Origin of the sequence: Pseudomonas rhizophila (assembly GCF_003033885.1) — a bacterium.
Classification (GTDB): domain Bacteria; phylum Pseudomonadota; class Gammaproteobacteria; order Pseudomonadales; family Pseudomonadaceae; genus Aquipseudomonas; species Aquipseudomonas rhizophila.
In genome coordinates this window covers 3,457,591-3,483,781 of the sequence record NZ_CP024081.1, presented here as the reverse complement: position 1 = coordinate 3,483,781, position 26,191 = coordinate 3,457,591, and the positions used below count along the sequence as shown (strand labels likewise).

At 60.0% G+C, this 26,191-nt stretch carries 24 protein-coding genes and 1 pseudogene; 17 read left to right on the top strand and 8 right to left on the bottom strand.

Translation table 11 applies throughout. The features are described from left to right. Positions 1-153: 153 nt before the first annotated feature. The 7 genes from CRX69_RS16285 to CRX69_RS16255 all read left to right on the top strand — a co-directional run bounded on the left by CRX69_RS16285 (position 154) and on the right by CRX69_RS16255 (position 7,045). A complete protein-coding gene (locus CRX69_RS16285) occupies positions 154-3,081 on the top strand; it encodes a monovalent cation/H+ antiporter subunit A (RefSeq protein WP_047225721.1) in 2,928 nt (975 codons plus the stop codon). Beyond that, positions 3,081-3,425: a Na+/H+ antiporter subunit C gene (locus CRX69_RS16280; RefSeq protein WP_047225720.1), complete on the top strand. Its 345-nt coding sequence runs from the start codon at positions 3,081-3,083 to the stop codon at positions 3,423-3,425. The genes CRX69_RS16285 and CRX69_RS16280 overlap by 1 nt, the downstream gene beginning before the upstream one ends. Continuing rightward, positions 3,422-5,104 (top strand): monovalent cation/H+ antiporter subunit D, encoded by a 1,683-nt coding sequence (locus CRX69_RS16275; protein ID WP_107322336.1) that lies wholly within the window; start codon positions 3,422-3,424, stop codon positions 5,102-5,104. Before CRX69_RS16280 ends, CRX69_RS16275 begins: the two co-directional genes overlap by 4 nt. After that, positions 5,101-5,589, top strand: coding sequence for a Na+/H+ antiporter subunit E (locus CRX69_RS16270; RefSeq protein WP_047225718.1), 489 nt, complete (start codon positions 5,101-5,103; stop codon positions 5,587-5,589). Before CRX69_RS16275 ends, CRX69_RS16270 begins: the two co-directional genes overlap by 4 nt. Further along, positions 5,586-5,864 (top strand): K+/H+ antiporter subunit F, encoded by a 279-nt coding sequence (locus tag CRX69_RS16265; RefSeq protein ID WP_047225717.1) that lies wholly within the window; start codon positions 5,586-5,588, stop codon positions 5,862-5,864. The genes CRX69_RS16270 and CRX69_RS16265 overlap by 4 nt, the downstream gene beginning before the upstream one ends. Beyond that, positions 5,861-6,223, top strand: a complete 363-nt coding sequence (locus CRX69_RS16260; protein WP_047225716.1) for a Na+/H+ antiporter subunit G — start codon at positions 5,861-5,863, stop codon at positions 6,221-6,223. The genes CRX69_RS16265 and CRX69_RS16260 overlap by 4 nt, the downstream gene beginning before the upstream one ends. A 303-nt stretch (positions 6,224-6,526) precedes the next feature. Beyond that, a complete protein-coding gene (locus CRX69_RS16255; RefSeq protein ID WP_047225715.1) occupies positions 6,527-7,045 on the top strand; it encodes an AidA/PixA family protein in 519 nt (172 codons plus the stop codon). A 98-nt stretch (positions 7,046-7,143) separates the two neighbouring features. On the opposite strand, the gene CRX69_RS16250 is transcribed toward CRX69_RS16255, so the two are convergent. The 5 genes from CRX69_RS16250 to CRX69_RS16230 all read right to left on the bottom strand — a co-directional run bounded on the left by CRX69_RS16250 (position 7,144) and on the right by CRX69_RS16230 (position 13,583). Beyond that, entirely contained in the window at positions 7,144-7,368 is a 225-nt protein-coding gene (locus tag CRX69_RS16250) for a formate dehydrogenase subunit delta (RefSeq protein ID WP_076384381.1), read from the bottom strand. Next, a complete protein-coding gene (gene fdhF, locus CRX69_RS16245) occupies positions 7,365-10,241 on the bottom strand; it encodes a formate dehydrogenase subunit alpha (RefSeq protein ID WP_076384379.1) in 2,877 nt (958 codons plus the stop codon). Before fdhF ends, CRX69_RS16250 begins: the two co-directional genes overlap by 4 nt. Then, on the bottom strand, positions 10,238-11,797 hold the full coding sequence (locus tag CRX69_RS16240; RefSeq protein ID WP_107322335.1) for a formate dehydrogenase beta subunit: 1,560 nt from the start codon (positions 11,795-11,797) through the stop codon (positions 10,238-10,240). The genes fdhF and CRX69_RS16240 overlap by 4 nt, the downstream gene beginning before the upstream one ends. Then, complete coding sequence (locus CRX69_RS16235) at positions 11,791-12,273, bottom strand: formate dehydrogenase subunit gamma (RefSeq protein ID WP_047225711.1); 483 nt, start codon at positions 12,271-12,273, stop codon at positions 11,791-11,793. Before CRX69_RS16235 ends, CRX69_RS16240 begins: the two co-directional genes overlap by 7 nt. 383 nt (positions 12,274-12,656) lie before the next feature. Further along, positions 12,657-13,583 (bottom strand): LysR family transcriptional regulator, encoded by a 927-nt coding sequence (locus CRX69_RS16230; RefSeq protein ID WP_047225710.1) that lies wholly within the window; start codon positions 13,581-13,583, stop codon positions 12,657-12,659. Between the two features lie 242 nt (positions 13,584-13,825). Between CRX69_RS16230 and CRX69_RS16225 the strand changes: the two genes are divergently transcribed. The 8 genes and pseudogenes from CRX69_RS16225 to CRX69_RS16190 form a co-directional block, all read left to right on the top strand. Further along, the gene (locus CRX69_RS16225; protein WP_107322334.1) at positions 13,826-15,262 is read left to right on the top strand and encodes an NAD-dependent succinate-semialdehyde dehydrogenase; all 1,437 of its coding nucleotides are present in this window, start codon (positions 13,826-13,828) and stop codon (positions 15,260-15,262) included. Between the two features lie 11 nt (positions 15,263-15,273). After that, positions 15,274-15,612, top strand: coding sequence for a carboxymuconolactone decarboxylase family protein (locus CRX69_RS16220; RefSeq protein WP_047225708.1), 339 nt, complete (start codon positions 15,274-15,276; stop codon positions 15,610-15,612). After that, on the top strand, positions 15,609-16,610 hold the full coding sequence (locus CRX69_RS16215) for an NAD(P)H-quinone oxidoreductase (protein ID WP_107322333.1): 1,002 nt from the start codon (positions 15,609-15,611) through the stop codon (positions 16,608-16,610). The genes CRX69_RS16220 and CRX69_RS16215 overlap by 4 nt, the downstream gene beginning before the upstream one ends. A gap of 307 nt (positions 16,611-16,917) precedes the next feature. Next, a complete protein-coding gene (locus tag CRX69_RS16210; protein WP_107322332.1) occupies positions 16,918-17,727 on the top strand; it encodes an NYN domain-containing protein in 810 nt (269 codons plus the stop codon). A 121-nt stretch (positions 17,728-17,848) separates the two neighbouring features. Next, positions 17,849-18,415 (top strand): nucleotidyltransferase family protein, encoded by a 567-nt coding sequence (locus CRX69_RS16205; RefSeq protein ID WP_107322331.1) that lies wholly within the window; start codon positions 17,849-17,851, stop codon positions 18,413-18,415. A gap of 227 nt (positions 18,416-18,642) precedes the next feature. Beyond that, positions 18,643-18,939, top strand: a complete 297-nt coding sequence (locus CRX69_RS16200) for an ArsR/SmtB family transcription factor (RefSeq protein ID WP_047225704.1) — start codon at positions 18,643-18,645, stop codon at positions 18,937-18,939. A 55-nt stretch (positions 18,940-18,994) separates the two neighbouring features. Beyond that, the gene (locus CRX69_RS16195; RefSeq protein WP_047225703.1) at positions 18,995-20,005 is read left to right on the top strand and encodes a zinc-dependent alcohol dehydrogenase family protein; all 1,011 of its coding nucleotides are present in this window, start codon (positions 18,995-18,997) and stop codon (positions 20,003-20,005) included. After that, positions 20,006-20,101 (top strand): annotated as a pseudogene (locus CRX69_RS16190) (transposase domain-containing protein); the annotation flags it as partial. Between the two features lie 204 nt (positions 20,102-20,305). Here CRX69_RS16190 and CRX69_RS16185 read toward each other — a convergent pair. From CRX69_RS16185 to CRX69_RS16175, 3 genes are read right to left on the bottom strand one after another with little or no spacing between them, the layout of a single operon-like run. Then, the gene (locus CRX69_RS16185; protein ID WP_107322330.1) at positions 20,306-21,334 is read right to left on the bottom strand and encodes a DUF2955 domain-containing protein; all 1,029 of its coding nucleotides are present in this window, start codon (positions 21,332-21,334) and stop codon (positions 20,306-20,308) included. Further along, positions 21,324-22,463 carry an HlyD family secretion protein gene (locus CRX69_RS16180; protein ID WP_107322329.1) on the bottom strand — a complete coding sequence of 380 codons (1,140 nt, stop codon included), beginning with the start codon at positions 22,461-22,463 and terminating at the stop codon, positions 21,324-21,326. Before CRX69_RS16180 ends, CRX69_RS16185 begins: the two co-directional genes overlap by 11 nt. After that, complete coding sequence (locus CRX69_RS16175) at positions 22,456-23,982, bottom strand: TolC family protein (RefSeq protein WP_047225699.1); 1,527 nt, start codon at positions 23,980-23,982, stop codon at positions 22,456-22,458. Before CRX69_RS16175 ends, CRX69_RS16180 begins: the two co-directional genes overlap by 8 nt. 116 nt (positions 23,983-24,098) lie before the next feature. On the opposite strand from CRX69_RS16175, the gene CRX69_RS16170 reads away from it, so the two are divergent. After that, positions 24,099-24,605, top strand: coding sequence for a transporter suffix domain-containing protein (locus CRX69_RS16170; RefSeq protein ID WP_076384367.1), 507 nt, complete (start codon positions 24,099-24,101; stop codon positions 24,603-24,605). 329 nt (positions 24,606-24,934) lie between these two features. Further along, the gene (locus tag CRX69_RS16165) at positions 24,935-26,176 is read left to right on the top strand and encodes an OprD family porin (protein ID WP_076384365.1); all 1,242 of its coding nucleotides are present in this window, start codon (positions 24,935-24,937) and stop codon (positions 26,174-26,176) included. Positions 26,177-26,191 lie beyond the last annotated feature (15 nt).

The following is a 26,191-nucleotide window of genomic DNA, read 5'->3' as shown; positions in this document are numbered from 1 at the left end:
TGCCTCTAGGAAGATCGCCGTCTTCGGCGGCTCCTACCCCACGCAAAATAGGAAAACTCCACCGGCCTTGTAGGATTCTGCGACAGGCTGGCGGTTGGTGATCGGACGCTCGCCACGTATGATCCCTGACAAACTCCCGCCGAATAGAAGCCTATGTCACTGATAGTTCTATTGCTTTTGCCCTTCATCGGCAGCTGTGTCGCGGCGCTGCTGCCGCATAACGCCCGTAACGCCGAATCCTTGCTGGCAGGCCTCGTGGCCTTGGTCGGCACCGTTCAGGTGGCTTTGCTGTACCCGCAGATCGCCGACGGCGGTGTGATTCGTGAGGAGTACTTCTGGCTACCGAGCCTGGGCCTGAATGTCGTGCTGCGCCTGGACGGTTTCGCCTGGCTGTTCGCGATGCTGGTGCTGGGCATAGGCACGCTGGTGTCGCTGTATGCCCGCTACTACATGTCGCCGGACGATCCGGTACCGCGTTTCTTTGCGTTTTTCCTGGCCTTCATGGGCGCCATGCTTGGCCTGGTGATTTCCGGCAACCTGATCCAGATGGTGTTTTTCTGGGAACTGACCAGCCTGTTCTCATTCCTGCTGATCGGCTATTGGCATCACCGCGCCGATGCCCGACGCGGTGCCTACATGGCCTTGATGGTGACCGGGGCCGGCGGGCTGTGTCTGTTGGCCGGCGTGATGATCCTCGGCCATGTGGTGGGCAGCTATGACCTGGACAAGGTCCTGGCTGCCGGCAACGTGATCCGTGACCACGCCCTCTACCCCATCCTGCTGCCGCTGATCCTGATCGGCGCGCTGAGCAAAAGCGCGCAGTTCCCTTTCCACTTCTGGCTTCCCCATGCCATGGCCGCGCCCACTCCGGTATCGGCGTATCTGCATTCGGCCACCATGGTCAAGGCCGGCGTATTCCTGCTGGCGCGGTTGTGGCCGTCGCTGTCGGGCAGTGAACAATGGTTCTACATCGTCGGCGGCGCCGGGGCCTGTACGTTGTTGCTGGGCGCCTACTGCGCGATGTTTCAGAACGATCTCAAGGGCCTGCTGGCCTACTCCACCATCAGCCATCTGGGGTTGATCACCCTGCTGCTGGGCCTCAACAGTCCGCTGGCGGCGGTGGCGGCGGTGTTTCATATTCTTAACCACGCCACCTTCAAAGCCTCGCTGTTCATGGCCGCCGGGATCATCGACCACGAAAGCGGCACCCGCGATATTCGAAGGCTCAGCGGCCTGGTGCGGCTGATTCCGTTCACCGCCACCCTGGCCATGGTCGCCAGCGCGGCGATGGCCGGGGTGCCGCTGCTCAACGGGTTCCTGTCCAAGGAAATGTTCTTCGCCGAAACCGTGTTTATCTCCGCCACGGCCTGGGTCGAGCTGGCGCTACCCATCATCGCCACCATTGCCGGGACCTTCAGCGTCGCCTACTCCCTGCGCTTTACCGTGGACGTGTTCTTCGGCCCCCCGGCCACCGACCTGCCCCATACCCCCCATGAACCGCCACGCTGGATGCGAGCACCGGTGGAGTTGCTGGTGTTCGCCTGTCTGCTGGTGGGCATTTTCCCGGCCCAGGTGGTCGGCTCGTTGCTGGCCGCCGCTGCGTTGCCGGTGGTGGGCGGCCCGTTGCCCGAGTACAGCCTGGCGATCTGGCATGGCCTGAACGCGCCGATGATCATGAGCCTGGTGGCGATGTCCGGCGGCATCGTGCTTTATCTGCTGCTGCGCAATCAGTTCAAACTGGGCCACATCAAGCATCCACCGTTCATTGGCCGATTCAGCGGCAAGCGGCTGTTCGAGCGCTGCCTGGTGCTGATGATGCGCCAGGGCCGACGGCTGGAGCGCAAGATCAGCACCCGGCGCCTGCAAGCGCAGCTGTTCTGGCTGGTGCTGGCCGCCGTACTGGCCGGGCTGATCCCAATGCTCAACAGCACGCTGGTGTGGGGTGACCGGCCGAAGATCCCTGGCTCCATCGTGTTCGTGACCCTGTGGCTGCTGGCAATTGCCTGTGCCCTGGGCGCGGCCTGGCAAGCCAAGTATCACCGGCTCGCGGCCCTGACCATGGTCAGCGTCTGCGGCCTGATGACCTGCGTGACCTTCGTCTGGTTCTCGGCCCCCGATCTGGCCCTGACGCAACTGGCCGTGGAAGTGGTCACCACCGTGCTGATCCTGCTGGGCCTGCGCTGGTTGCCCCGGCGGATCGAGGATGCAGCGCCGCGACCCAACAGCGAACGACGCGCGCGCATCCGCCGCCTGCGGGACTTACTGCTGTCCATCGCCGTGGGTGGCGGCATGGCGCTGCTGTCCTACGCAATGCTGACCCGTCAGACACCCAACGATATTTCATCGTTTTACCTGAGCCGGGCCTTGCCCGAGGGCGGCGGCAGCAACGTGGTGAACGTGATGCTGGTGGATTTCCGTGGCTTCGACACCCTTGGCGAGGTCACGGTGCTGGTGGCGGTGGCTCTGGCGGTCTTCGCCCTGCTGCGACGTTTCCGGCCACCCAAGGAAAGCATGCAGCTACCGGCCCAACAGCGTCTGCTGGCGCCCGACGTGGTCACCGACCTGGTCAACCCGCGCCACGCCAGTGATACCGCGCTGGGGTTCATGATGGTGCCGTCGGTGCTGGTGCGTTTGCTGCTGCCGATCTCCCTGGTGGTGTCGTTCTACCTGTTCATGCGCGGACACAACCAACCCGGTGGCGGTTTCGTGGCCGGGCTGGTGATGTCGGTGGCGTTCATCCTGCAATACATGGTCGCCGGCACCCAATGGGTCGAAGCGCAAATGAGCCTGCGTCCGCTGCGCTGGATGGGCACGGGGCTGTTGTTCGCCACGGTCACGGGGCTTGGAGCGATGGCCGTGGGTTATCCATTCCTGACCACCCACACCTGGCATTTCGAGTTGCCGGTGCTGGGTGATATTCATTTGGCCAGCGCGCTGTTCTTCGACATCGGCGTCTACGCCGTGGTGGTCGGTTCGACCCTGTTGATTCTCACCGCTCTGGCTCACCAGTCGGTGCGGGCCCACAAGCCTGGCCTGCATCCAAAACCCATTGCACAACCGGTAGCGGGAGGCGCGGCCTGATGGAAGAAGTCATCGCAATAGCAATCGGCGTGCTGGCCGCCTCCGGGGTCTGGCTGGTGCTGCGACCACGGACGTTCCAAGTGGTCATGGGCCTGTGCCTGCTGTCCTATGGCGTCAATCTGTTCATCTTCAGCATGGGCAGCCTGTTCATCGGCAAGGAACCGATCATCAAGGACGGCATACCCCAGGACCTGCTGCATTACACCGACCCGCTGCCCCAGGCGCTGGTTCTCACTGCGATTGTGATCAGCTTCGCCATGACCGCGCTGTTCCTGGTGGTCCTGCTGGCCTCCCGGGGCTTGACCGGCACGGACCATGTGGACGGTCGGGAGCCCAAGGAATGACGTTGACGCCTCATTTGATCGCCGCGCCGATCCTGCTGCCGCTGCTGACCGCTGCGCTGATGCTCATGCTGGGCGAGAAGCATCGCCCGCTCAAAGCGCGGATCAATCTGTTTTCCAGCCTGCTGGGCCTGGGCATCGCCATGCTGTTGTTGCATTGGACCCAGGACCAGGCCCTGCCCGCCTCCATCGGCGTGTACCTGCCGGGCAACTGGCAGGCGCCGTTCGGCATCGTATTGGTGGTCGATCGTCTGTCGGCGTTGATGCTGGTGTTGACCGGCATCATCGGCGTCAGTGCCTTGCTGTTCGCCACAGCCCGCTGGGATCGCGCCGGCGCGAGTTTCCATGCGCTGTTCCAGATCCAGTTGATGGGCCTCTACGGGGCCTTCCTGACCGCGGATCTGTTCAATCTGTTTGTGTTCTTCGAGGTGCTGCTGGCAGCGTCGTACGGTTTGATGCTGCACGGCTCGGGCCGGGCGCGGGTGTCGTCGGGGTTGCACTACATTTCCATCAACCTGCTGGCCTCCTCGCTGTTCCTGATCGGCGCGGCGCTGATCTATGGCGTCACCGGCACGTTGAACATGGCTGACCTGGCGTTGAAGGTGCCCCTGGTACCGGAAGCCGACCGGGGCTTGCTGCACGCCGGGGCGGGCATCCTGGCGGTGGCGTTCCTGGCCAAGGCCGGCATGTGGCCGCTGAACTTCTGGCTGGTGCCGGCCTACAGCGCCGCCAGTGCGCCGGTGGCGGCCCTGTTCGCGATCATGACCAAGGTGGGCGTCTACACGATCCTGCGCCTGTGGACGTTGCTGTTCTCCGGCCAGGCCGGTGCCTCGGCATATTTCGGCGGCGACTGGCTGATCTACGGCGGCATGGCGACGATCATCTGTGCCGCCATCGCCATTCTTGCGGCCCAGCGCCTGGAGCGCATGGCCAGCCTGAGTATCCTGGTGTCCGCCGGAATCCTGTTGTCGGCCATCGGCTTTGCCCAGCCAAACCTGGTGGGTGCGGCGCTGTTTTATCTGGTGAGCTCGACCCTGGCACTCTGTGCGTTGTTCTTGCTGGCCGAGCTGATCGAACGCTCGCGCTCGGCCAATGAACCGTCGCTGGAGGACGATCTCGATGTCCTGCCTCGGCCACTGGAATCCTTGCAACCGCCCAAGGGCATCAACCTCGATGACGAACAGAAAGCCGTCATCGGGCAAGTCATTCCCTGGACCATGGCCTTCCTCGGCTTGAGTTTCATCGCCTGCACGCTGTTGGTGGTGGGCATGCCGCCACTTTCGGGGTTCATCGGCAAGCTGGGGCTCATGAGCGCATTGCTCAATCCTCAGGGGCTTGGGGACAGTGTGGAACCGGTGTCGAACCAGGCGTGGGGCTTGTTGGCGCTGTTGATCCTGTCGGGGCTGGCGTCGTTGATCGCTTTCTCGCGCCTGGGTATCCAGCGTTTCTGGACGCCGCAAGAACGACCGTCCCCCTTGTTGCGACCTTCCGAATGCCTGCCGATCATCGTGCTCCTGGGGTTGGGCATCGCGCTGACCTTCAAGGCCGAGCCACTGCTGCGCTACACCCAGGAGGCGGCCGCCGGGCTGAACACCCCCGAACATTATGTGATGTCGGTGCTCGCTACCCGCCCCGTCCCCGGCCCGAAAGCGGACAGCACACTGACAGAGGTGCAACCATGAAACGTCTGTTTCCTGCTCCGTGGTTGTCCCTGGCACTCTGGTTGCTCTGGCTGCTGTTGAACCTGTCCCTCAGTGCAGGGCATCTGCTGCTGGGAGCGGCACTGGGCGTGCTGGCACCTTTAATGATGCGCCCGTTGCGCCCCAGGCCCATCCATATTCGGCGGCCCTGGGCAGTGCTGCGGTTGTTCCTGCTGGTGGGTCGCGAAGTGCTGGTGTCCAATCTGGCCGTGGCCTGGAGTGTGATCAACGCTGGACACCACCCACCTCGCTCGCGGTTCATCAAGGTGCCGCTGGACCTGCACGATGCCAATGGCCTGGCGGCGCTGTCGATGATCACCACAGTGATTCCCGGCACGGTCTGGTCGGAACTGGCCCTGGATCGCAGCGTCCTGCTGCTGCACGTGTTCGATCTGGAAGACGAAGCGGCATTCATTACGCACTTCAAGACCACCTTCGAGCGGCCGCTGATGGAGATTTTCGAATGAGCCCATTGCTGTCCAACGCGATCCTGTTGAGCCTGTTCCTGTTCTCCCTGACGATGGTGCTGACCTTGCTGCGCCTGTTCAAGGGACCGTCAGCGCAAGACCGGGTACTGGCCCTGGACTATCTGTACATCGTGGCGATGCTGATGATGCTGGTGCTGGGCATTCGTTACGCCAGTGACACCTATTTCGAGGCGGCGCTGATGATCGCCCTGTTCGGCTTTGTCGGCTCGTTCGCCCTGGCCAAGTTCCTGTTGCGCGGCGAGGTGATTGAATGAGCGGCGAACTGTCGATGTGGGTCGAAATTCCCGTGGCGATCCTGCTGGTGCTCAGCAGCCTGTTCGCCCTGGCCGGAGCGATCGGTCTGGTGCGTTTGAAGGATTATTTCCAGCGCATGCACCCGCCGGCCCTGGCTTCAACATTGGGCGCCTGGTGCGTGGCGCTGGCCTCGATCATCTATTTTTCAGCGCTCAAGTCCGCGCCGGTTCTGCATGCCTGGCTGATACCGATCCTGCTGTCCATCACGGTACCGGTGACCACCCTGTTGCTGGCCCGCGCCGCGTTGTTTCGCAAACGCATGGCCGGGGATGACGTACCGGCGGAAGTCAGCAGCCGCAGGACCGAGCACGGCGGCTGACCAATTCCTGCGGCGTGTCCGTGGCGGCATTGAAGGCAAAGACAGACATGCGCTGTGCGCCTTCACCTACGCATGCCGCCAGAATTTCACCCGATGCATCTTACGAAAATGTCCGGTTCGGAACCGAATCAAGGACATGCCGCCGTCGCGCTTCGCTGCGCTTTTTCAGCGTCAAGAAATCGAAATTTGACTCCATAAAGCCGTCTTCTATCGTTCCCCCCGAGACCGTACCCAGGGACCGGGTGGCCCGGACGCCCTTTGAGGGCGCGGTCGTCGATGTCACTACGATCAAGGAGCAACAAAATGTCTGGAGCGACCCAAACAATTGATGTGCTTGTCACGATTGATGCCGATTACCTGATCGCCCATCCTGGCGATGTCGGCGGCGCAGTGGCCATGCTGGTGAGCCGCGATGCGGTCGACAAGCAAGCCAGCGGCAACACCGGCGAAGGTGGCGACGAGTTGTGGATCGACGTGAACCCCGGCGACAACATCCGCTGGCGCGCAACGACCCTGTCGCGCAACTTCGACCGCGTCGCACTGATCACCAACGTCCAGCAAGGCAATCCTCACCAGGGCGGTGATTACCCAGGTTCCATGTCGACCCCGATCTCCTACAACATCCCGAATATCCCGGTGCCGTACCTGGACAAGGGCGCCCCCCACGGCATCGCCAAAACTGACGTGACCTACACCTTCTGGCAGTCCACGGCCCTGAACGCAGGAAAACTCTGGTACACCGTTACCTTCGTTCTGCTGGACCGGAACCTGAACCAGATTGGTCCGAACTACAGCTGGGACCCCTACATCACTGTCAACTGACAGATCCCTGAGTTGACCACAGCCCTGATCGGTTTTGTCATACGTCTTCGACGATGAACCGGCCAGGGCTGTGCCCGTTCCCGCCATCGCAGGCCCCGCTAGACCGCCCCCTCTGTCGTTTCCGTCAGTGCCGCCAGCACCAAAGGATGCAGTACTGCGCCTGGATGCTCGGTTTGCCAAGCACTCAACTGGCGACGCATGGCCGGCGTCCAGAAGTTCTTCATGTGTTGGCGCACGCCGTTCACCGCCTGTGCGTGATCCGGTTCACTGGCGAAGTACTGCGCGATCTGGTTGGCCATCTTGATCAGGCTTTCGGAACTCATCGCCGCACCTCGGCTTTCTCGGCATGGCGACGCTCTCTGAGCAGACGTCCCTGTTCATCACTGAAGGCCTGGTAGCGCTTCTGCCATTCGGAAGGCTGGCTGACCCGCACGATCTCGACCGCCGTCACTTTGTATTCCGGGCAGTTGGTGGCCCAGTCGGAGTTGTCGGTGGTGATGACGTTGGCGCCCGATTCGGGGAAGTGGAAGGTGGTGTAGACCACCCCTGGCGCCACCCGCTCGGTGACTTTCGCACGCAGCACGGTCTGCCCGGCGCGACTGCCGATACCGACCCAGTCGCCCTCGACGATACCGCGGTTTTCGGCGTCAGTCGGATGAATTTCCAGCCGGTCTTCCTCGTGCCAGGCCACGTTGTCGGTGCGTCGGGTCTGGGCGCCGACGTTGTACTGGCTAAGGATCCGCCCGGTGGTCAGTAGCAACGGATAACGGCTGTTGACCTTCTCCTCGGTGGGTACATAGCCGGTGAGCATGAAGCGTCCCTTGCCACGCACGAACTGCTCGATGTGCATGGTCGGCGTGCCGTCGGGCGCGGCGTCGTTACACGGCCATTGCAGGCTGCCGTGACGATCCAGTTCGGCGTAGCTGACGCGGCTGAAGGTGGGGGTCAGGCGAGCGATCTCGTCCATGATCTGCGAAGGATGGTTGTAGTGCATCTTGTAGCCCAAGGCATCGGCCAGGGCCACGGTGGCTTCCCAGTCGGCCTTACCGGCCAGCGGTTCCATCACCTTGCGCACCCGGGAAATGCGGCGCTCGGCGTTGGTGAAGGTGCCGTCCTTCTCAAGGAACGAGCTGCCCGGCAGGAACACATGGGCGAACTTGGCCGTCTCGTTGAGGAAGATATCCTGCACCACCACGCATTCCATGGCCGACAGGGCCGCGGTCACGTGCTGGGTGTTCGGGTCGCTCTGGGCGATATCCTCGCCCTGGCAGTAAAGCGCCTTGAAGGTCCCGTCCAGGGCCGCTTCGAACATATTGGGAATGCGCAGCCCCGGATCGGGTTGCAGGGTCACGTTCCAGGCCTGTTCGAACTGGGCGCGTACCGTTTCGTTGGAAATGTGCCGATAGCCGGGCAGCTCGTGGGGGAAAGAACCCATGTCGCAGGAACCCTGGACGTTGTTCTGCCCGCGCAGCGGATTCACCCCAACCCCTTCACGGCCAATATTGCCGGTGACCATGGCCAGGTTGGCGATACCCATCACCGAGGTGCTGCCCTGACTGTGTTCGGTGACACCGAGGCCGTAGTAGATAGCGGCATTGTCAACGCTGGCGTACAGCCGCGCGGCGGCGCGGATCTGCTCGGCGGGCACGCCACACACCGGTCCGAGGACTTCGGGCGAGTTTTCCGGCTGGCTGACGAAGTCGCGCCACCGGGCGAAGTCCGCCGCCTCGCAGCGCTCCTCGACAAAAGGCTGGTTGACCAGCCCCTCAGTGACAATCACATGGGCCAGCGCATTGAGCATGGCCACGTTGGTCCCCGGACGCAGTTGCAAGTGCAGTTCGGCACGGGCATGGGGGGAGTCCACCAGATCGATACGACGCGGGTCGATGACGATCAGCCGTGCGCCCTGGCGCAAGCGACGCTTGAGCTGGGAGCCGAACACCGGGTGAGCGTCGGTGGGGTTGGCACCCATCACCAGGATCACGTCGGCCTTCATCACCGAGTCGAAATTCTGGGTGCCGGCGGATTCGCCCAAGGTCTGCTTGAGGCCATAACCGGTGGGCGAATGGCAGACCCGGGCGCACGTGTCGACGTTGTTGTTGCCGAAAGCGGTGCGCACCAGTTTCTGCACCAGGTAGGTTTCTTCGTTGGTGCAGCGGCTGGAGGTGATGCCACCGATGGAGTCGCGCCCGTATTTGAGCTGGATACGCCGTAATTCGCTGGCCGCGTAGTTGACCGCCTCTTCCCAGCTGACTTCCTGCCACGGGTCGCTGATGTGCTTGCGGATCATCGGTTTGGTGATGCGGTCTGGGTGGGTGGCGTAACCCCAGGCGAAACGGCCCTTGACGCAGGAGTGGCCATGGTTGGCCTGGCCGTTCTTGTCCGGGACCATGCGCACCAGTTGCTCGCCTTTCATTTCGGCGCGGAAGGAGCAGCCTACACCGCAATAGGCACAGGTGGTGATGACGCTGCGCTCCGGCTGGCCGATCTCCACAACGCTCTTGTCGATCAGGGTCGCCGTCGGGCAGGCCTGGACACAGGCGCCGCAGGAGACGCATTCGGAGTCGAGGAAGTTGTCACCGCCGGCCGCTGCCACGCGGGAATCGAAGCCGCGTCCGGTGATGGTCAGGGCAAACGTGCCCTGGATTTCCTCACAGGCGCGCACACAACGGTTACAGACGATGCATTTGCTCGGGTCATACTCGAAATAAGGGTTGGAGACGTCCTTGGCTTCGGCCAGGTGATTGGCACCCTCGTAGCCGTAGCGCACCTCGCGCAGGCCCACCTGCCCCGCCACCGTCTGCAATTCACAGTTGCCGTTGGCGGCGCACGTCAGGCAGTCCAGCGGGTGATCGGAAATGTACATTTCCATCACGTTGCGCCGCAGATCGGCCAGTCTGGACGTTTGGGTGCGCACCACCATGCCTTGTGTCACCGGCGTGGTGCAGGAGGCCGGGTAGCCGCGCATACCGTCGATCTCCACCAGGCACATGCGGCAGGAGCCGAAGGCTTCCAGGCTGTCGGTGGCGCAGAGTTTTGGAATGGTGGTGCCGAGCATGGCCGCCGCGCGCATCACCGAGGTGCCAGAGGCGACGCTGATTTCGCGGCCATCAATGGTCAGGCTGACCTGCACGTCGCTTTCACGCGCCGGGGTGCCGAGGTCGATATCGCTGCTTGGGTCGAAGATATTGATCATTGGTCGGCCTCCGTGGTCGCCAGACCGAAGTCGGCGGGAAAATGCTTGAGGGCGCTGCCGACGGGAAAGGAAGTCATCCCACCCAGGGCGCAGAGCGAGCCGTACTGCATGGTGTCGCAAAGGTCTTGCAGCAGCCGTGCCTGCTCCTGGCGCGCAGCGGCATCGGTGCTGGCGATCAAGCGGTCCACCACTTCCACGCCACGGGTGGAACCGATCCGGCACGGCGTGCACTTGCCGCAGGATTCCTCGGCGCAGAACTGCAAGGCAAAACGGGCCATCCGGGCCATGTCCAGGCTGTCGTCGGCAACCACCACACCACCGTGGCCGAGCATGGCGCCCATGGCGGCGAATGCCTCGTAGTCCAGCGGCGTGTCGAACTGCGAAGGCGGCACCCAGGCACCCAACGGCCCGCCCACTTGCGCGGCCTTGAGCGGCCGCCCACTGGCGGTACCGCCCCCATAACCTTCCACCAGCTCACGCAGGCTCAAACCGAAGGCGCGCTCTACCAGGCCGCCGTGACGGATGTTGCCCGCCAGTTGAAAAGGCATCGTGCCCAAGGAACGGCCCATGCCGAAATCACGGTAAAACTGTGCGCCCTTCTCCAGGATCACGGGCACCGAGGCCAGGGTCAGCACGTTGTGGACCAGTGTCGGCAGCCCGAACAAACCTTGCAGCGCCGGCAATGGCGGTTTGGCGCGAACGGTGCCGCGCTTGCCCTCCAGCGATTCCAGCAAGGCGGTTTCCTCACCACAGATGTAGGCCCCCGCGCCCACCCGGACTTCCAGCTCGAACGCGCGACCGCTGCCGCCCACGTTCGTCCCCAGATAACCTGCCTGGCGAGCGATGCCCAGGGCGGCATTGAGGGTGGCTACCGCGTCCGGGTATTCCGAACGCACATAGATGTAGCCCATGGTCGCGCCGACAGCGATGCCCGCGATAATCATGCCTTCGATCAAAAGGAACGGATCGCCCTCCATCAGCATGCGGTCGGCAAACGTGCCGGAGTCGCCCTCATCGGCGTTACACACCACATACTTCTGTGCGCCTACCGCATCTCGAACGGTGCGCCACTTGATGCCCGCCGGGAACGCCGCGCCACCGCGGCCGCGCAGGCCGGAATCGAGCACGCTGGCGACCACGTCGGCGCCGTCCATCTGGATCGCCCGCGCAAGCCCGAGAAAACCACCTTGGGCACGGTAATCGTCCAGGGACAGCGGTTGAGTGATGCCGGCACGCGCAAACAGCAGACGCTGCTGGCTTTTGAGGTACGGGATTTCCTCGACCAGCCCCAAGGCCAACGGATGACTGGCGGGATCTCCTGCAAGGGCATCAAGCAGGCTCGGCACGTCTTGCGGCGTGATCGGGCCAAAGCCCAGCCGGCCCTCGGCGGTTTCAAGCTCCAGCATTGGCTCCAACCAATAGAGCCCACGGGAGCTGGTGCGGCGCAGTTCAAGCGGCAGTTGTCGACGCTCGGCTTCACTCACCAGCGCCACGGCGACCTTGTCCGCCCCCACGACACGGGCCACTGAATCACGGGGGATACAGAGCTTCAGCATGCGCCCTCCTCCAGACAACCCTTCACCAGCTCGCGCAAGCGCTCGGGGGTTAACCGTGCATGCAGCTCGCCGTCTAGTTCCAGAGCAGGTGAACAGACGCAGGCACCCAGGCAATAGACGGGACGCAGGCTGATGCTGCCATCGGCACTGGTGCCATGGTCATCCAGCGCCAATTGCTCACGCAACTGCGCAGCCAGACCTTCGGCCCCCATGCTCTGACAGGACTCGGCCCGGCACAGACGTAGCGTGTGGCGCGCCGGCGGCGAGGTACGGAAGTCGTGGTAGAAGCTGATTACGCCGCGCACTTCAGCCTGGCTGAGGTTCAAGGCATGGGCAATCTCCGGGACGGCGGCGTCGGGAACGTACCCGCAGCCTTCCTGGATGGCGTGGAGAATCGGCAGCAAGGCACCGGGAGTGTCCTTTTCGCGCTGCAACACGCTATGAATCAGAGGCAGGTGAAGCGTCTCATCAGGCATAAACGTACCTCGGCATCTCGAACGATACCGCCGCAACGCGACGACCGTCCGGAGTCTTGGCTGCGGTGCCGGGCCACGTCACGGACGCGTGGCTGATCCAGTCACCATTCTCGCTCTCCGGCCAAGTGTCTAGGCGCACCAGGTCCGGGGCATCGTTACAGCTTGCCACTCCCGGGGGCCGGCGATTGCACACAGACGACTTAACGTGTCCTGAAAGCGACTTGAGCCGGGAGGCGGTCAGCCCTCATAGCTTAATTCACTATTGGGTATTGGCCAGCCGATGCTACCGGTGGTGGTTTTTGGGGGGCTACATATCCTTGCGCTTAGGCGAGTTGCTCGAAAGTTGTCTTGTCGAGGTGAAAATACTTATGACTCGCGATATTTCAATGGATGAGCTCCTGAGCGGTGGCTGCCAATTGACGACCAACCCGATCCTTTAACGTGTCGATGAAGCGGGTGATTTTTGCATCGACAAACTGTCGTGAGTTGTAGATGGCATAGACGTTGCGCTCATACGTATGGAAGTCAGGCAGAACCCGCACCAGCTTCCCGGAGCGCAAATCCTCGACGGCCGTAAACCCGGCCAGCAACCCAATTCCAGCCCCCTCCCGAATAGCCACCGCCATCGCATCCATATCGTTCACGCTGAAACTTGGCCCGGCAGGGACAAATGTCGCGTCGCCCGCCTTGCTCTTCAGTTGCCACTCATCCCTGACATAGTCCACGGTGCCCAGCAGCAGACACTGGTGATCATCGAGATCCTTCGGCGTCACGGGCGGCGCATGTCGAGCCAGATAGTCTGGTGACGCCACCAGAACGCAATGGCTGACACCGATCTTTTGGCTGACATACGCCGAATCAGGCAGCGTTCGGGCAATCAGAATCGAGACATCGAGCTGGTCTTCAAGCAGGTTAGGCATGCGCTGGGAAAGCAATAGATCCACAGTGACATCCGGAAAATGTTTGCGGTATTCCAGCACGGCCCCCGTGACCAGATGCCGAGCCAGTCCGGGTACACAATGCACACGGAGTGTTCCCCTGGGCTGCAAGGCCGCGTTGCTTGCTTCGGCTTCCGCACTCTCAAGATCAGCCAGAATTTTCGTGCACCGCTCATAGAACCGCCGCCCCGCATCAGTGACCGACAGGCGCCGGGTCGAGCGTTGCAACAGACGCGCATCGAGCACATTTTCGAGCGCAGAAACAGCACGCGATACGTTACCTACTGTGGAGTCCAGATGATTTGCCACGGCAGTGAAACTGCCCATCTCGACAACCTTTATGTAGACCGACATGTTCGAAAGCTTATCCATTGCGACCTTCCTTCAGATCTGACGCATACCCGTGACAACACGCATTTTTCCATGATGCTACACGCTCGACCCGATGCTCGATATTACCTCTGCTGACAACAATGATTCCCTCTGGGCCGACTAAATCAACGGTGTCGCCTTCCATAGACTTGGTTGCACAGGCCGCCTCAACAGGCCTGCGGCAAAGCCACTCAGGCGCCGAGCGTCATACCAAACCCTGACAACCAAATGAAGGCCACATCATGAACACTCCCTACGACCCGCTTTATCTTTTCATCGGTGGTGAATGGATCAGTGACCAAGGGCGCGACACTGCTGCTGTCGTTAACCCGGCAACCGGACGGATGATCGGGCGCGTCCCCCTCGCCACCGCAGGTGACCTTGATAACGCCCTTGAGGTGGCTCGACTGAGCTTCGAGCAATGGCGCCAGACCGTACCTGACAAACGCGCAAAAATCCTCAAGCGGGCCGCCGACCTGATCATTGAACGAGCACCGCACATCGCCGCGCAAATGACACTGGAAGAAGGCAAGCCGCTGGGTGAAAGCATGGATGAAGTGATACGTGCGGCGGAATACTTCGAGTGGTTCGCCGAGAGTGCCCGGCGTATTGATGGCCGCGTGGTACCGGCCAACCGTCCTGGCGTACTGCAACTGGTCAAACGCCAGGCCATCGGCCCAGTGGCAGCGTTCACACCCTGGAACTTCCCGGCCATTACTCCAGCCCGCAAGCTCTCGGCAGCCTTGGCCGCCGGGTGCAGCGTTATCCTCAAGCCAGGTGAAGAAAGTCCTTCCACAGCGCTGGCCCTGGCTCGTGCGCTCGACGACGCAGGCTTGCCCAAAGGGGTGCTGCAGGTGGTCTTCGGCGTACCGGATCAAGTGTCCAGCCATCTGATCGCCTCACCGATCATTCGCAAAGTCACCTTTACCGGCTCAATGCCCATCGGTCGCCTGCTATCTGCCCGAGCTGCCGAAGGCGTTAAGCCCATCACCCTTGAGTTGGGTGGGCACGGCCCCGTGCTCGTATTCGCAGATGCAGATATTGAAAAGGCTGCAACCGAAGGTGTCGCGAATCGGTTTCGCGGGACCGGACAGGTGTGCATTTCATCCACTCGTTTTCTGATCCAGCGCGGTGCCTATCAAGCTTTTGTCGATCATTTTGTCGCTGCAACCAAAGCCCTGAGAATCGGTGATGGCCTGCATCCAGACACTCAAGTGGGCCCTTTGGCCAACCCAAGGCAATTGGCAAAGATGGAAGAACTGGTGGCCGATGCCGTCGAGAAAGGTGCTCGGGTATTGGTCGGGGGCGAAGCCTTGTCACGTGAAGGCTTCTTCTTCCAGCCCACCGTTCTGGCGGATGTGCCGCTGAACGCCCGAGTCATGCACGAAGAACCCTTTGGCCCGATCGCAGTGCTGATGCCGTTCGATGAATTGGCGGATGGACTGAAAGAAGCAAACCGCCTGCCCTACGGGCTCTCAGCGTACGCATTCACATCCAGTGCGCGAACCGCCATTGACGTCGCTGACGGATTGGAGGCCGGAATGATCGGGATCAACCAATACCGCATCGTCGCCACCGAGCTTCCGTTCGGCGGCATGAAAGAAAGCGGTCATGGCTCGGAAGGCGGCATTGAAGGCATCGAGCACTATCTGACCCACAAATTCATCAGCCAGGTTTAAGGGTAATTCCCATGTCCAAGATCAATTTCAGCAGTCCCCGCGAGGCGGCGCGCGCATTCACTCCCAAGCTGTCGCAGTTCGTCGACTCAACGCTTTATCCGCAGATCTGGAGCGATCCGGCATTGTCCCCCCGCGACCGCAGCCTGATCACCGTGGCCGCATTGATCGCCGGGGGCCACTCGGAAGAATTGCCCGCTCATTTACGCCGGGCGGTGGGCAATGGCGTTAACCATGACGAAATTGCAGCGGCGATCACGCACCTGGCTTTCTACGTGGGATTCCCTGGCGCCATTACCGCGTCTGCTATCGCCAACGCCACGTTTACCGAATCGGAGAACAACCAAGCATGAAAGCCATCAACATCAGAGAATTTGGTGCCGCAGACGTTCTGGAACTCGCAGAGGTTGCCACTCCTGAAGTGCGTCCTACCGACCTGCTAGTGCGTGTCTATGCCGCGGGGGTAAACCGTGCGGATCTGACTCATCGAACGGGTGGCTATGGCCATCCTAATTTCGGCGACTCCCTGATCATCGGGCTGGAGATCGCCGGAGAGGTGATCGATGCAGGCAGTGAGGTGATCGGATTTGAGGTGGGTGATCGAGTGATGGGCGTTGTTGGAGGCGGCGCCTATGCCGAACTGGCTCGAATCGACTACCGCATGGCCATGCACATCCCTGCCCAACTGGACTATGTGCACGCGGCAGCAATTCCGGAGGTCTTCGTCACCGCCCATGAAGCGATGATGCATCTGGCTCGGCTCAAGGCCAGCGACTCGGTGCTGATTCACGCTGCTGCTGGAGGCGTTGGGTCTGCCGCCGTGCAGCTGGCTTACGCCACAGGCGCCACGGTGTATGCGACAACTGAAGGCAGCAAGTTGTCTCGCGTCGAACACTTGGGGGCAGATGTCGCGATTGACTACAAGACACAGGACTTCGCCGAAGTCATTGCCGATAAAACCAACGGTCGAGGCGTCGATATCGTCATCGACTTCGTCGGCGAGCCCTACTTCGCACGCAACGTCGCGTCCCTTGCGCATGGCGGCCGCCTGATTCAGGTTGGCATCCTCGGCGGTGGCGGCAAAGTAACTATAGAGCTGGAGCATATCCTCTACCGTCACTTGCAAATCATTGGCACGGTCATGAAGTCCCGCACGCAGCTGGAGAAGCACGACATGATCAGGCGCTTCCGTGAGCATTGGCTTGATCGCTTCGATGGCGCTGCAAGCCTCGAGCCTGTCGTTGACAGCACGTTCCCGTTATCACGTGCCGCCGATGCACATCGCCGGATGGAATCTTGCAAGAACGTCGGGAAAATCATTTTGACCATGCAGCCTGAAGACTTGGCTTGAGTCTGGCGTCTTGCGATAGAACTGAAACGGTGCCCCTGGTGGGCACCCTTCAGGATGAAAAAACCATCTTCACAGGACTAGGCCCGTTGTTCCATGGCTTCTCAGGTACTACGGTCGTATTCGCCTTCTCAGTAACTCGGATAACAGCATCGGCATCCCGGACTCCTGATTACCCGGCTCATTTCCTGGCCCATAGGTTTCCCCTGTTGTCGCTGCCGCCCACTGTTTCATGCCCTCTGGCAGCGGCGCCCCTTTTGTTCGTCGTTGCTTTAACGGTATGTTTAAGTCCTCAACTCGAGGACGACCTATGGCCATCCACGCACCCACCGTCACGCAAAAACACTTGGCAGTGTTAATCGACGCCGACAACGCCGCGGCGGCAATTGTTGAAGGTTTATTCGAAGAAATCGCCAAGTATGGTGTCGCCAACGTCAAGCGGATCTATGGCGACTGGACTGGCCCTCAGTTGGGCGGATGGAAAAAGGTGCTGCTCGACCATTCGATTCAGCCTATTCAACAGTTCGCGTATACCAAAGGTAAGAACGCAACAGACAGTGCGTTGATCATCGACGCAATGGACCTGCTATACACCCGCCGCTTCGACGGTTTCTGCCTGGTCTCGAGCGACAGTGACTTCACCCGGCTCGCATCGCGGTTACGAGAAGAAGGTTTGACGGTCTACGGGTTTGGTGAAGAAAAAACCCCGAGACCGTTCGTGTCGGCCTGCGACAAGTTTATCTATACCGAATTGTTGCGCGGTGAAGCGCTTGTTGCTGCAAGCAATGGACATGATCGCCCCGAACCCGAGCCACTCGCCGAAATTGAGACCGTCAATGTCGCCAGTACGCCCGAGGCGAAAAAACTACCCAAGGCACCCGTAAGTTTTATTGCAAAGATATTGGATGACATTGCCGACGAGGATGGCTGGGTTCACCTGGGTGCGCTAGGCACCAACATCAGCAAATTGAGACCTGAATTCGACCCTCGCACCCATGGTTACAAAAAGCTCAGTGAACTGATCAAGGGGTATCCGGATACGTTTGAACTGCAAGCTAGAGGAACGTCCGGAGTGGGTGGTTCAATTCTCTATGCCCGGCATCGACAGCCCGGTTTGTAGCCCCCAAAACCAATGACCGCTCTTGGCCCAGAGTGTGTGGAAACGCCGTCATTGGAGAAATTTTACCAAGCGATGATGTATTGCCGGTCGCCAGGACTAGATCGATTCCAAAGGGACGAAAATGACATTGACTGTCGAAAGGTTGGTCAGGATAGCAATGGCCAATCCAATAAATGCGGAAATCACCTCACGCTTACCTTCACTCGGTTTGAATCAATGCATGCTCACTGCAGGCTGCCTGTTCCAAGCCGTCTGGAATCATCAGTCACAGCTGCCGCCCGCCTGGGGGGTGAAGGATTACGACGTTTTTTACTTCGACAGTGATCTGTCCTGGGACGCTGAGAATGAGGTCATCAACTCAGCTCAGCGTCTCTTCCAAGACCTTGAAGTGAACGTTGAGATCAAGAATCAGGCTCGCGTTCACCTGTGGTACCGCCAGCGGTTTGGAGCGGACTATCCCCAGCTTCAGTCGGCTAAAGACGGAGTTGATCGCTACCTGGTTTCGGGTACCTGCATTGGTTTGGATATAGAAACTGGCGAAGTTTATGCCCCCAACGGCCTGACCGACACCGAGCAAGGGTTCCTTCGCATCAACCCAAAGAATCCCAAGCCGGATCTGTTCGATCAGAAGGCGAAAAGTTATCAGGCTCGCTGGCCTTGGCTCAGGATCGTGGAAACACAAAGTTGAATCGGAGCGCTTGGCGTATCCCGGCCAAGCAAAAGGCGCATACCCTCTCACCTTCCCAGCGTGAGACATATCGATATTGATGACTTTACTGGCTGCCCAAGCAGTCATTCAAGGCGTCTACAAATAGCGGGGTCGATTCAGCTGGATGCGTTTTTGATTTCAACCCTTTGCGCGGGACCATAGATTACTTATTGAACATTTCGTAAAAAAGCGTAACATTGCCGCCCATGATACTCGAACAGCTCAAAGCCCTGGGCAATGACACTCGCATGCAAATGATGGAGTGGCTCAAAGACCCACTCAGTAATTTCCCCCCACAGGATCATGGCGATCCTGCGATAGGCGTGTGCGTCACCCATTTGCAGCACAAGGCGGGGCTTTCACCTTCTACTGCGTCTGCACATTTAGCTATCTTGCAACGTGCAGGCTTCGTGCTGACCACCCGCATCGGAAAATGGACTTACTACCGGCGCAATGAGCAGGCGATTAATGACTTTGCGGCTAGGCTGATCATCGAATTGTAATTTTTAAACATTCATTTCGTTATTTCGCGTAATGAGAAAACATGAGGGAACCCCTATGAGCAGCAAAACTATCTTCGTTGAACCCGGTGGCGGCTATGAAAAGGTTGTGGTTGGCAGCAGCGAAGTCCGAGCCGCAGCGCGTGGCGAAATCACCGTACGTCTTCATGCAAACTCGCTCAACTACCACGACTTCGCGGTGGTCAGCGGTATGTGGGGCCCTAGCGAAAAACGCATCCCCATGGCCGATGGTGCAGGTGAAGTCATTGCTGTCGGCCCAGATGTCACTGAATTCAAGGTAGGTGACTCGGTCGTCAGCACCTTCTTCCCGGAATGGATCAACGGTACGCCACTGGTTGAAGGCTTTGTCAGCGTGCCAGGTGATGGCATTGACGGCTACGCTCGTGAGCAAGTAACGGCCAACGCCACATCGTTCACCCTCGCGCCTATTGGCTACAGCCATGCTGAAGCGTCGACGCTTACCACCGCTGGCCTGACTGCATGGCGCGCCCTGATGGCCGATGACTCACTCAAGCCGGGCGACACCGTGCTCGTCCAAGGCACTGGTGGCGTTTCAATTTTCGCCCTGCAGTTCGCTAAAATGGCCGGCGCTACCGTTATTGCGACCTCTTCAAGCGACGAAAAACTTGAACGTCTGAAAGCGCTAGGCGCTGATCATGTGATCAATTACCGCAAAGACCTCAACTGGGGCGAAACTGCACGCGCGCTAACGGGTGGCCGTGGTGTTGACCACATCATCGAAGTCGGCGGCCCTGCGACGCTTGAGCAATCGATGAGTGCAATTCGGGTTGCTGGTCACATCTCCGTCATCGGCATATTGAGTGGCGTAAGCGGTGCAATGAATTTTGTACCGGCACTGATCAAGCAAGTGCGTCTGCAGGGTGTATTGGTGGGTAGCCGCAGCCAGCAGCAGGACATGATCCGAGCCATCAATGCTAATGGCATGCGCCCGATTATTGATCGTCATTTCCCTATGAGCGAGATTGTCGAAGCGTTCAAGTATCAGGAAACCAACCAGCATTTCGGCAAAATTTGCCTGGATATCTAAGCACGCATGCATGGGCATGATCCGTATGCCTATCTCAAAGATCTGCTGCCACGGCTGCCGACGCAGCGCACGAGAGAGATTGGCCCCTTGCTGCCTGTCACAACCGGCAGCAAGGGGTCCAGGCTGTGTGAAAACACCGCCGAGCAGTTCAAGACCTGCGGTTTAAAACAGTATGAGTCGATAGTGGACTTTCACGACCGGCAGTCTGCATCGCCCCAAAGTGAGTAAACGCTTTTGCCACCCCTTGCCATGATTTCTGAGGATTTCATCGCAAGGATTGCCCATGAAGCGGTCTATCCATCAGATTAATTCTTGAGCTCGTCTTGGTTGTCGCTGATCCAGAATATGAACCATCAGGCAGGCGTACAGCGTCACGAGAATGAACAGTCCCATGCGTACGGCAAACGCCGTGTAGACGTCCTTGCCTGCAATGCTGTCTTGAACCGACTGGCCCAGCAGAATAATCAGGGTGATCAGGCTGTTGAGCCAGAACCCTGGGCTTAACCGTGTAGGGCTTAGCCCATATAGCTTGCGCGCCAGCACGAGGCCGAACAGCAGCATCCAAAGGAAGAACATCCATAGATGTACAAAGAGGCTCAGTGCACACCAGAACAATACCGCCAGTAGGCCTCCCAACAAGGTCGAGCCAATCAGTTCTCGAGCGGCATTGCGCGACGTCGTTGTCGAACTCTGCTGACCCAGGCTGACCGCTTTCAAGACAATGGGCAGGTAAGTGGCCGGATCAATCAGGGCCACCAGAAACGCCGGCAATACAATCAGCGCTGCCCGTAGCGCAACCCTGTCGACGTCTTCCGCCCGCAAGGCCGGGGCCGCGGGTGGTGACGGAGTATTGGCTGACTCGGGAAACAGCCAATGACTTATCGCCAGCACGATGACAGCGAGGATCAAGCCTTTAACCAATGCACCGATGATCATCATCGCCAAGTCAAAATCGACGAAGCCAGCTGAGGAGATCATGGTCAGGCCGATCACCAGAAACGTGACGATCAGGTTATTGCCGCCACGCAGACCCAATCGAAAAACCAGGAACAGGCTCACGCCGACCAGGAGAACGCCGCTGAACGGGTAGTAGCGCAGGATTGGGATAAGCAATAGGCCTACACCGGAGGTCAACATCGCGACCAGGGCCAGTGTCAGTCCGGCCTTGAGTTGCAACGGACGATTGAGGGTGGAAATCAAAAGTACCGCAAGCACGGGCGCGATAAAGGGAATCGGCAAGGCCATGCCGAAGCTGACCGCAAGGCACAGCGCGGTGCCTGTAGCCAGGCGCAACGCCCGCTGAGTCCTCGGCGTCCGCTTAGTAGACATAAGACAGCCAACTCATCAGCCTCAGAAATATGCGGCCCAGTGGATTCAGCGGGTTGCCTTGAGCGGGGAAAGCCATGACCTCGGCTTGGCCACCGGCACGTATCGCGCGAGTGTCACGCAGCCTGGCCATTGAATCCTCGGAAAATTCGATGATCACCGGAAAACGCTGTGCCGGACGAAGCCAGTCCCGGCTGTTCTGCACAGTTGGCAATGTACCGGGCGCTGTCGTCGGCCCCACGCTGACGCCGTAGCCGACACTGCGTACACGCCCGTCGAACACTTCGCCTGGCAATGCATCCAGGACGATCGCCACCGGTGTCTGGGGCTTGACCAGACCGAGGTTGTTTTCGGTCATGTCTGCACTGATCCACACATCATGGATGGCGATCAGGGTCATGACTGGGCTGCCGATGGCTGCGAACTGCCCCGCGTCGGTGCGTAGATCGGTGATCAAACCTGCCGAACGTGCGCGAATCTGTGTATTAGCCAGGTCGAGTTCAGCTTTCGACAACGCGGTGGCGGCGCTGCGCAGCAAAGCGTTGTTTTCCGCACTGCCACCTTCTTGCTCGCGCGCGCGCTGGACCTCGGCACGGGCGGCGGCGACCTGGCTGAGCGCTTGTTGGTAGTTGGCGCGCGATACTTCGAGCAAGCGTACGGAAATGGTGCCTGGGTCTTCGCGGTACAAACCCTCGAGCCGCTGGTTGTCCTGCCGCGCCTTGAGTTCATTCGCCTGGGCCGCTCGCAAATTGGCTTGTGCCGCGGCTATGCCAGCGGTGCTGGCACCGATCTGTCGACGGGTGGACTCAAGATCTGCATGCGCACGGTCCACGGCAATCTGATATGGCTGAGGATCCACTTCGAACAGCACGTCTCCCGCCTTGACGTCCTGATTGTTACGCACGTTGACGCGGATGACTCGACCAGCCACTTCCGCAGCCACCGGTATCACAAAGGCACCGACTCGAGCCTGTTGCGTATAAGGCGTAAAGCGGTCCGCCAACAAGTACCAGACCAGACTCAGTGTGATCAAGATCAGTACCCACTTGATGCCTTTTGAGCCGGATTCAACTGGCGGTTCTGGCGCCTCGGGGGAAGAGGCATCGGTGGAAGACTGCGCGGCTTCACTCATGATTGTTGACCTTTTTCGGTTCCGCTGCTGAAGGCTCATCCAGCAAGTTGCCCCAGTCCGTGCGCCCTTCCATTTGCTGGCGGGTGGCCGGGGCGACTTTCGGTTGGACGCTGTACCAACCGCCGCCCAACGCTTTGTATAGGGCAATCACATTGCTGACGGCATTGCTTCGGCTGACCAGGTAATTGTCCTGTTGCTCCAGCAGTGCGCGTTGCGAGTCGAGCACCCGCTGGAAGTCCGAGTACCCTTCCCGATACAGGGCGTTGGCCAGCACCAGTGATCGCTTGGCGGCGACTTCGGCCTCACGCAGGATTGCTTCGCGCTCCAAGGACTTGATCAGTCCATTGGCTGCGTCATCTGCCTCGCGTGCCGCTTGGCGCACCTTTTCGCGGTACCCTTCGATCAGTTGCTGCAACCGCGCATCCTGCACGCGCACGTTATTACTGATCTGGCCATGGTCGAACAGATTCCAGCGCAGACTCGGGCCACCGATCAGGTCCAGACTCCTGGGGGTGCCATTGAGCGTATCAGTCGTCCAAACGATGCTGCCCAGCAAGGTCAGCGACGGATAGAAATCGGTTTCGGCCACGCCGATCAGGGCCGACTGGGCCGCGACATTGAGTTCTGCGGCACGCACGTCGGGCCTGCGCAGCAGCAGGTTGGCCGGTACATCCTGCAGCACGGTACGGTCCACCAGCGGAATCCATCCTTCATTTTCGACCAGTTGCGGCAGAGCGCCGGGCGGCCGTCCAATCAGTACCGCCAACGAATTACGGGTACGCAGAACCTGATCCTCGAAGTTGGGGATGGTACTGAGGGTGCCCAGGTATTGGGTTCTGGCTTGTTGCAGGTCGAGCTCTGCATTCTGGCCGCTCTTGAACAGCTTCTCGGTTATCTCGAAGTTGCGCTTTTGCTGCTTGGCGTTTTCCTTGGCCACGCGCAAACGTGCTTCGGTGGTACGCAGCGAAAAGTAAGTACTGGCTAGTTGGGCGCGCAGCAGAACCAGCCCGTCTTCGAAATTGGCCTGGGCGGCGAAGTAACTGGCATCGGATGATTCAATGGCGCGACTGAAGCGCCCCCAGAAGTCCAGTTCCCAACCAATGTCGAACCCCGCACTGTATTGCCAGAAATGACTGTTTTGCGGACTACTTCCGCCGGATTGCTGACGGTTGAAGTACAGACTGTCGGCGCTGGCTTGCTGCAGTTGGGGGTAACGCCCGCTTTGGGCAATACCCAGCTGGGCCCGCGCCTCAATCACCCGCAGACCGGCAACTTTAAGGTCTGAATTGTTGGCATCCGCCTCGGCAATCAGACGATTGAGGACCGGGTCGCCGAAAACTTGCCACCATTGACGAAAGTCCGGGGCCCGGCTGCGTTGGCTGACTTGCTCAAGGGCAGGAGTAGTCCAGTGTCCTGGCCACGCCTCCCTCGGTGACTGAAAGTCTGGCCCCAGGCGCACGCAGCCGCTCAAGCCGAGCACTCCAAACACTAGCAGTTGGCCCGATCGCGTCAGATGCATGCGTTTTTTCCAGTCAAGGAAGATTACAGGAGCATAGACGCCCTGATCGCCCGCAGACTGCTAAGCTTTTCAGCATCGTTATATTTGATAAGACCCGTCAAAAAGGTACGGCAGCCATGAACTCCCCCCATACCGCTAAATGGCGCTTCAAACTGGGTATAGCCATCATTTGTCTGATGCTAGGCTCCTGGCTGATGGTGCCAGTCGCGGCGGCGCTCGATGTGCCTGGATCAAAGATCGCAGCGCTGACTGGGGTCCTGTTTATCAGCAACAAAGTCCTGCTGATTCTCGTCATCGCCGTCATGGGCAAGGCCGGCTTCCAGCAGTTGAAGGGCAGCTTGGTCGGTTACGTGTCCGGGCTTGTGCCTTCCATGAAGGACGAAGTTGGCCCGGTTCGTCATCGAATCGGCATCGTGATGTTCTGCTTGCCGTTGATCTCCTCATTCCTCGAGCCTTACGTCGATGCCTTCTGGCCAGGTCTCAGACCGAACCTCTGGCAGGCCCAATTGCTGGGTGACGTCATGCTGATTGGCAGCTTTTTTGTACTCGGGGGGAATTTCTGGGAGAAGGTGCACGCGTTATTTGTGCGAACTGCACGTGTCTCGGACTCAAGTGCGACGTGAGTCGACGATAGAAACGAAGGCTTTCAACCCTAGCGGACGTTAGCTGCCCAGCGTCAATCAGGACCGGCGCCCCCGATCGCTGGCACGTCCAGCGGTGCGACTTCGCAAGCCAGTCCTTGGCTTCCCAAACCCCAACGACACATGAACATTGAGCACGGTAAGTAGTCCGCAAAAAACCCTAACTCGCCCCACCCATACGCAAAACATCTGAACTCAGTACATAACATATATTTTCAATTCCCTCGCACCGGTGACTAGCATTCGCCCGGACGCTGCGTGGCCTTCTATCTGCGGCGTCTACCTCCAATAAAAATAATCAGGAGACATCAATGCACAGGTCATCGAAGCCGCTCGCCGCGGCAATTGCGACCGCTACGCTGGGCGCGAGTTTGCCGGGCGTGGTCATGGCCGACTTTCTTGCGGACAGCAAGGCATCGCTGGAACTGCGCAATTTCTACTTCAACGCCGATTACCGACAGGAAGACGCCAACCAGTCGAAACGCGAAGAATGGGCGCAGGGCTTTCTATTGAACTACGAGTCCGGATTCACCGAAGGGCCGGTGGGGTTCGGTATCGATGCGATTGGCCTGCTGGGGGTAAAGCTCGACTCGGGGCCGGACCGGCAGAACTCTGGCCTGTTGCCGGTCGGCGATGACAAGGCACCGGATGAGTACAGCCAGCTGGGCGTGACAGCCAAGGCGCGTTATTCGAAAAGCACGCTGTACGCCGGCACGTTGGTGCCGAAGCTGCCGACCGTGCTGCCCAACGACTCGCGCCTGCTGCCGCAGACTTTTCGCGGCGGGATGCTGACCTCGCGGGAAATCAGCGGGCTGACGCTGAACGCGGGGCGCCTGACCCAGAACAGCCTGCGCAACTCCCCCGCTAATGAGGACATGCTGGTGGCCGGCAAGGGCATCAGCGGCGGTCAGGCCAGTGACCGGTTCGATTTCGCCAGCGCCAGTTATCGTTGGACGCCCAAACTGACCACGGGCTATCACTACGGCCATCTGGATCAGAACTACAAGCAGCACATCTTCAACCTGGCGCACGTGCTGGCGCTGGGCGAGGACCAGGCGTTCAAGAGCGATCTGCGCTTCGCCCGTTCCACCGAGGCCGGAAACACCAACGTCGACAACGATGCCTTTGGCGCCAAGTTCACCTATGAGCTTGGCGGTCACGCGTTCGGGGCGGCGTACCAGAAGATGAGTGGCGAGACGGGTTTTCCGCATATCAATGGCACCAATTCGTATCTGGTGAACTACGTGATGATCTCGCCGGACTTCGCCAGCCCCGGCGAGAAGTCCTGGCAGTTGCGCTACGACTACGACTTCGCGGCCGTGGGCATGCCTGGGTTGAGCTTCATGACCCGCTATGTGCGGGGCGACGATTTCGACGGCCCTGGCGGACGTGACGGCCGTGAGTGGGAACGCAATACCGATATCGGCTACGTGTTCCAGCAAGGCGCGCTGAAGAACTTCGGCGTGAAGCTGCGCAACGGCACCTACCGAAGCACGGGCAATGACATCGATCAGACCCGCTTCATCCTCAGCTACACATTGTCGCTGCTCTAACGCCCGCCCACACCG

Coding starts and splice junctions, on each gene's coding strand:
- CRX69_RS16215 (WP_107322333.1), top strand. CDS start 15,609: ATGAAAGCCATCAACATCAGAGAATTTGGTGCCGCAGACGTTCTGGAA.
- CRX69_RS16230 (WP_047225710.1), bottom strand. CDS start 13,583: ATGGATAAGCTTTCGAACATGTCGGTCTACATAAAGGTTGTCGAGATG.
- CRX69_RS16170 (WP_076384367.1), top strand. CDS start 24,099: ATGAACTCCCCCCATACCGCTAAATGGCGCTTCAAACTGGGTATAGCC.
- fdhF (WP_076384379.1), bottom strand. CDS start 10,241: ATGATCAATATCTTCGACCCAAGCAGCGATATCGACCTCGGCACCCCG.
- CRX69_RS16235 (WP_047225711.1), bottom strand. CDS start 12,273: ATGCCTGATGAGACGCTTCACCTGCCTCTGATTCATAGCGTGTTGCAG.
- CRX69_RS16255 (WP_047225715.1), top strand. CDS start 6,527: ATGTCTGGAGCGACCCAAACAATTGATGTGCTTGTCACGATTGATGCC.
- CRX69_RS16225 (WP_107322334.1), top strand. CDS start 13,826: ATGAACACTCCCTACGACCCGCTTTATCTTTTCATCGGTGGTGAATGG.
- CRX69_RS16210 (WP_107322332.1), top strand. CDS start 16,918: ATGGCCATCCACGCACCCACCGTCACGCAAAAACACTTGGCAGTGTTA.
- CRX69_RS16165 (WP_076384365.1), top strand. CDS start 24,935: ATGCACAGGTCATCGAAGCCGCTCGCCGCGGCAATTGCGACCGCTACG.
- CRX69_RS16280 (WP_047225720.1), top strand. CDS start 3,081: ATGGAAGAAGTCATCGCAATAGCAATCGGCGTGCTGGCCGCCTCCGGG.
- CRX69_RS16260 (WP_047225716.1), top strand. CDS start 5,861: ATGAGCGGCGAACTGTCGATGTGGGTCGAAATTCCCGTGGCGATCCTG.
- CRX69_RS16185 (WP_107322330.1), bottom strand. CDS start 21,334: ATGTCTACTAAGCGGACGCCGAGGACTCAGCGGGCGTTGCGCCTGGCT.
- CRX69_RS16205 (WP_107322331.1), top strand. CDS start 17,849: ATGACATTGACTGTCGAAAGGTTGGTCAGGATAGCAATGGCCAATCCA.
- CRX69_RS16270 (WP_047225718.1), top strand. CDS start 5,101: ATGAAACGTCTGTTTCCTGCTCCGTGGTTGTCCCTGGCACTCTGGTTG.
- CRX69_RS16265 (WP_047225717.1), top strand. CDS start 5,586: ATGAGCCCATTGCTGTCCAACGCGATCCTGTTGAGCCTGTTCCTGTTC.
- CRX69_RS16195 (WP_047225703.1), top strand. CDS start 18,995: ATGAGCAGCAAAACTATCTTCGTTGAACCCGGTGGCGGCTATGAAAAG.
- CRX69_RS16250 (WP_076384381.1), bottom strand. CDS start 7,368: ATGAGTTCCGAAAGCCTGATCAAGATGGCCAACCAGATCGCGCAGTAC.
- CRX69_RS16285 (WP_047225721.1), top strand. CDS start 154: ATGTCACTGATAGTTCTATTGCTTTTGCCCTTCATCGGCAGCTGTGTC.
- CRX69_RS16180 (WP_107322329.1), bottom strand. CDS start 22,463: ATGAGTGAAGCCGCGCAGTCTTCCACCGATGCCTCTTCCCCCGAGGCG.
- CRX69_RS16275 (WP_107322336.1), top strand. CDS start 3,422: ATGACGTTGACGCCTCATTTGATCGCCGCGCCGATCCTGCTGCCGCTG.
- CRX69_RS16175 (WP_047225699.1), bottom strand. CDS start 23,982: ATGCATCTGACGCGATCGGGCCAACTGCTAGTGTTTGGAGTGCTCGGC.
- CRX69_RS16240 (WP_107322335.1), bottom strand. CDS start 11,797: ATGCTGAAGCTCTGTATCCCCCGTGATTCAGTGGCCCGTGTCGTGGGG.
- CRX69_RS16220 (WP_047225708.1), top strand. CDS start 15,274: ATGTCCAAGATCAATTTCAGCAGTCCCCGCGAGGCGGCGCGCGCATTC.
- CRX69_RS16200 (WP_047225704.1), top strand. CDS start 18,643: ATGATACTCGAACAGCTCAAAGCCCTGGGCAATGACACTCGCATGCAA.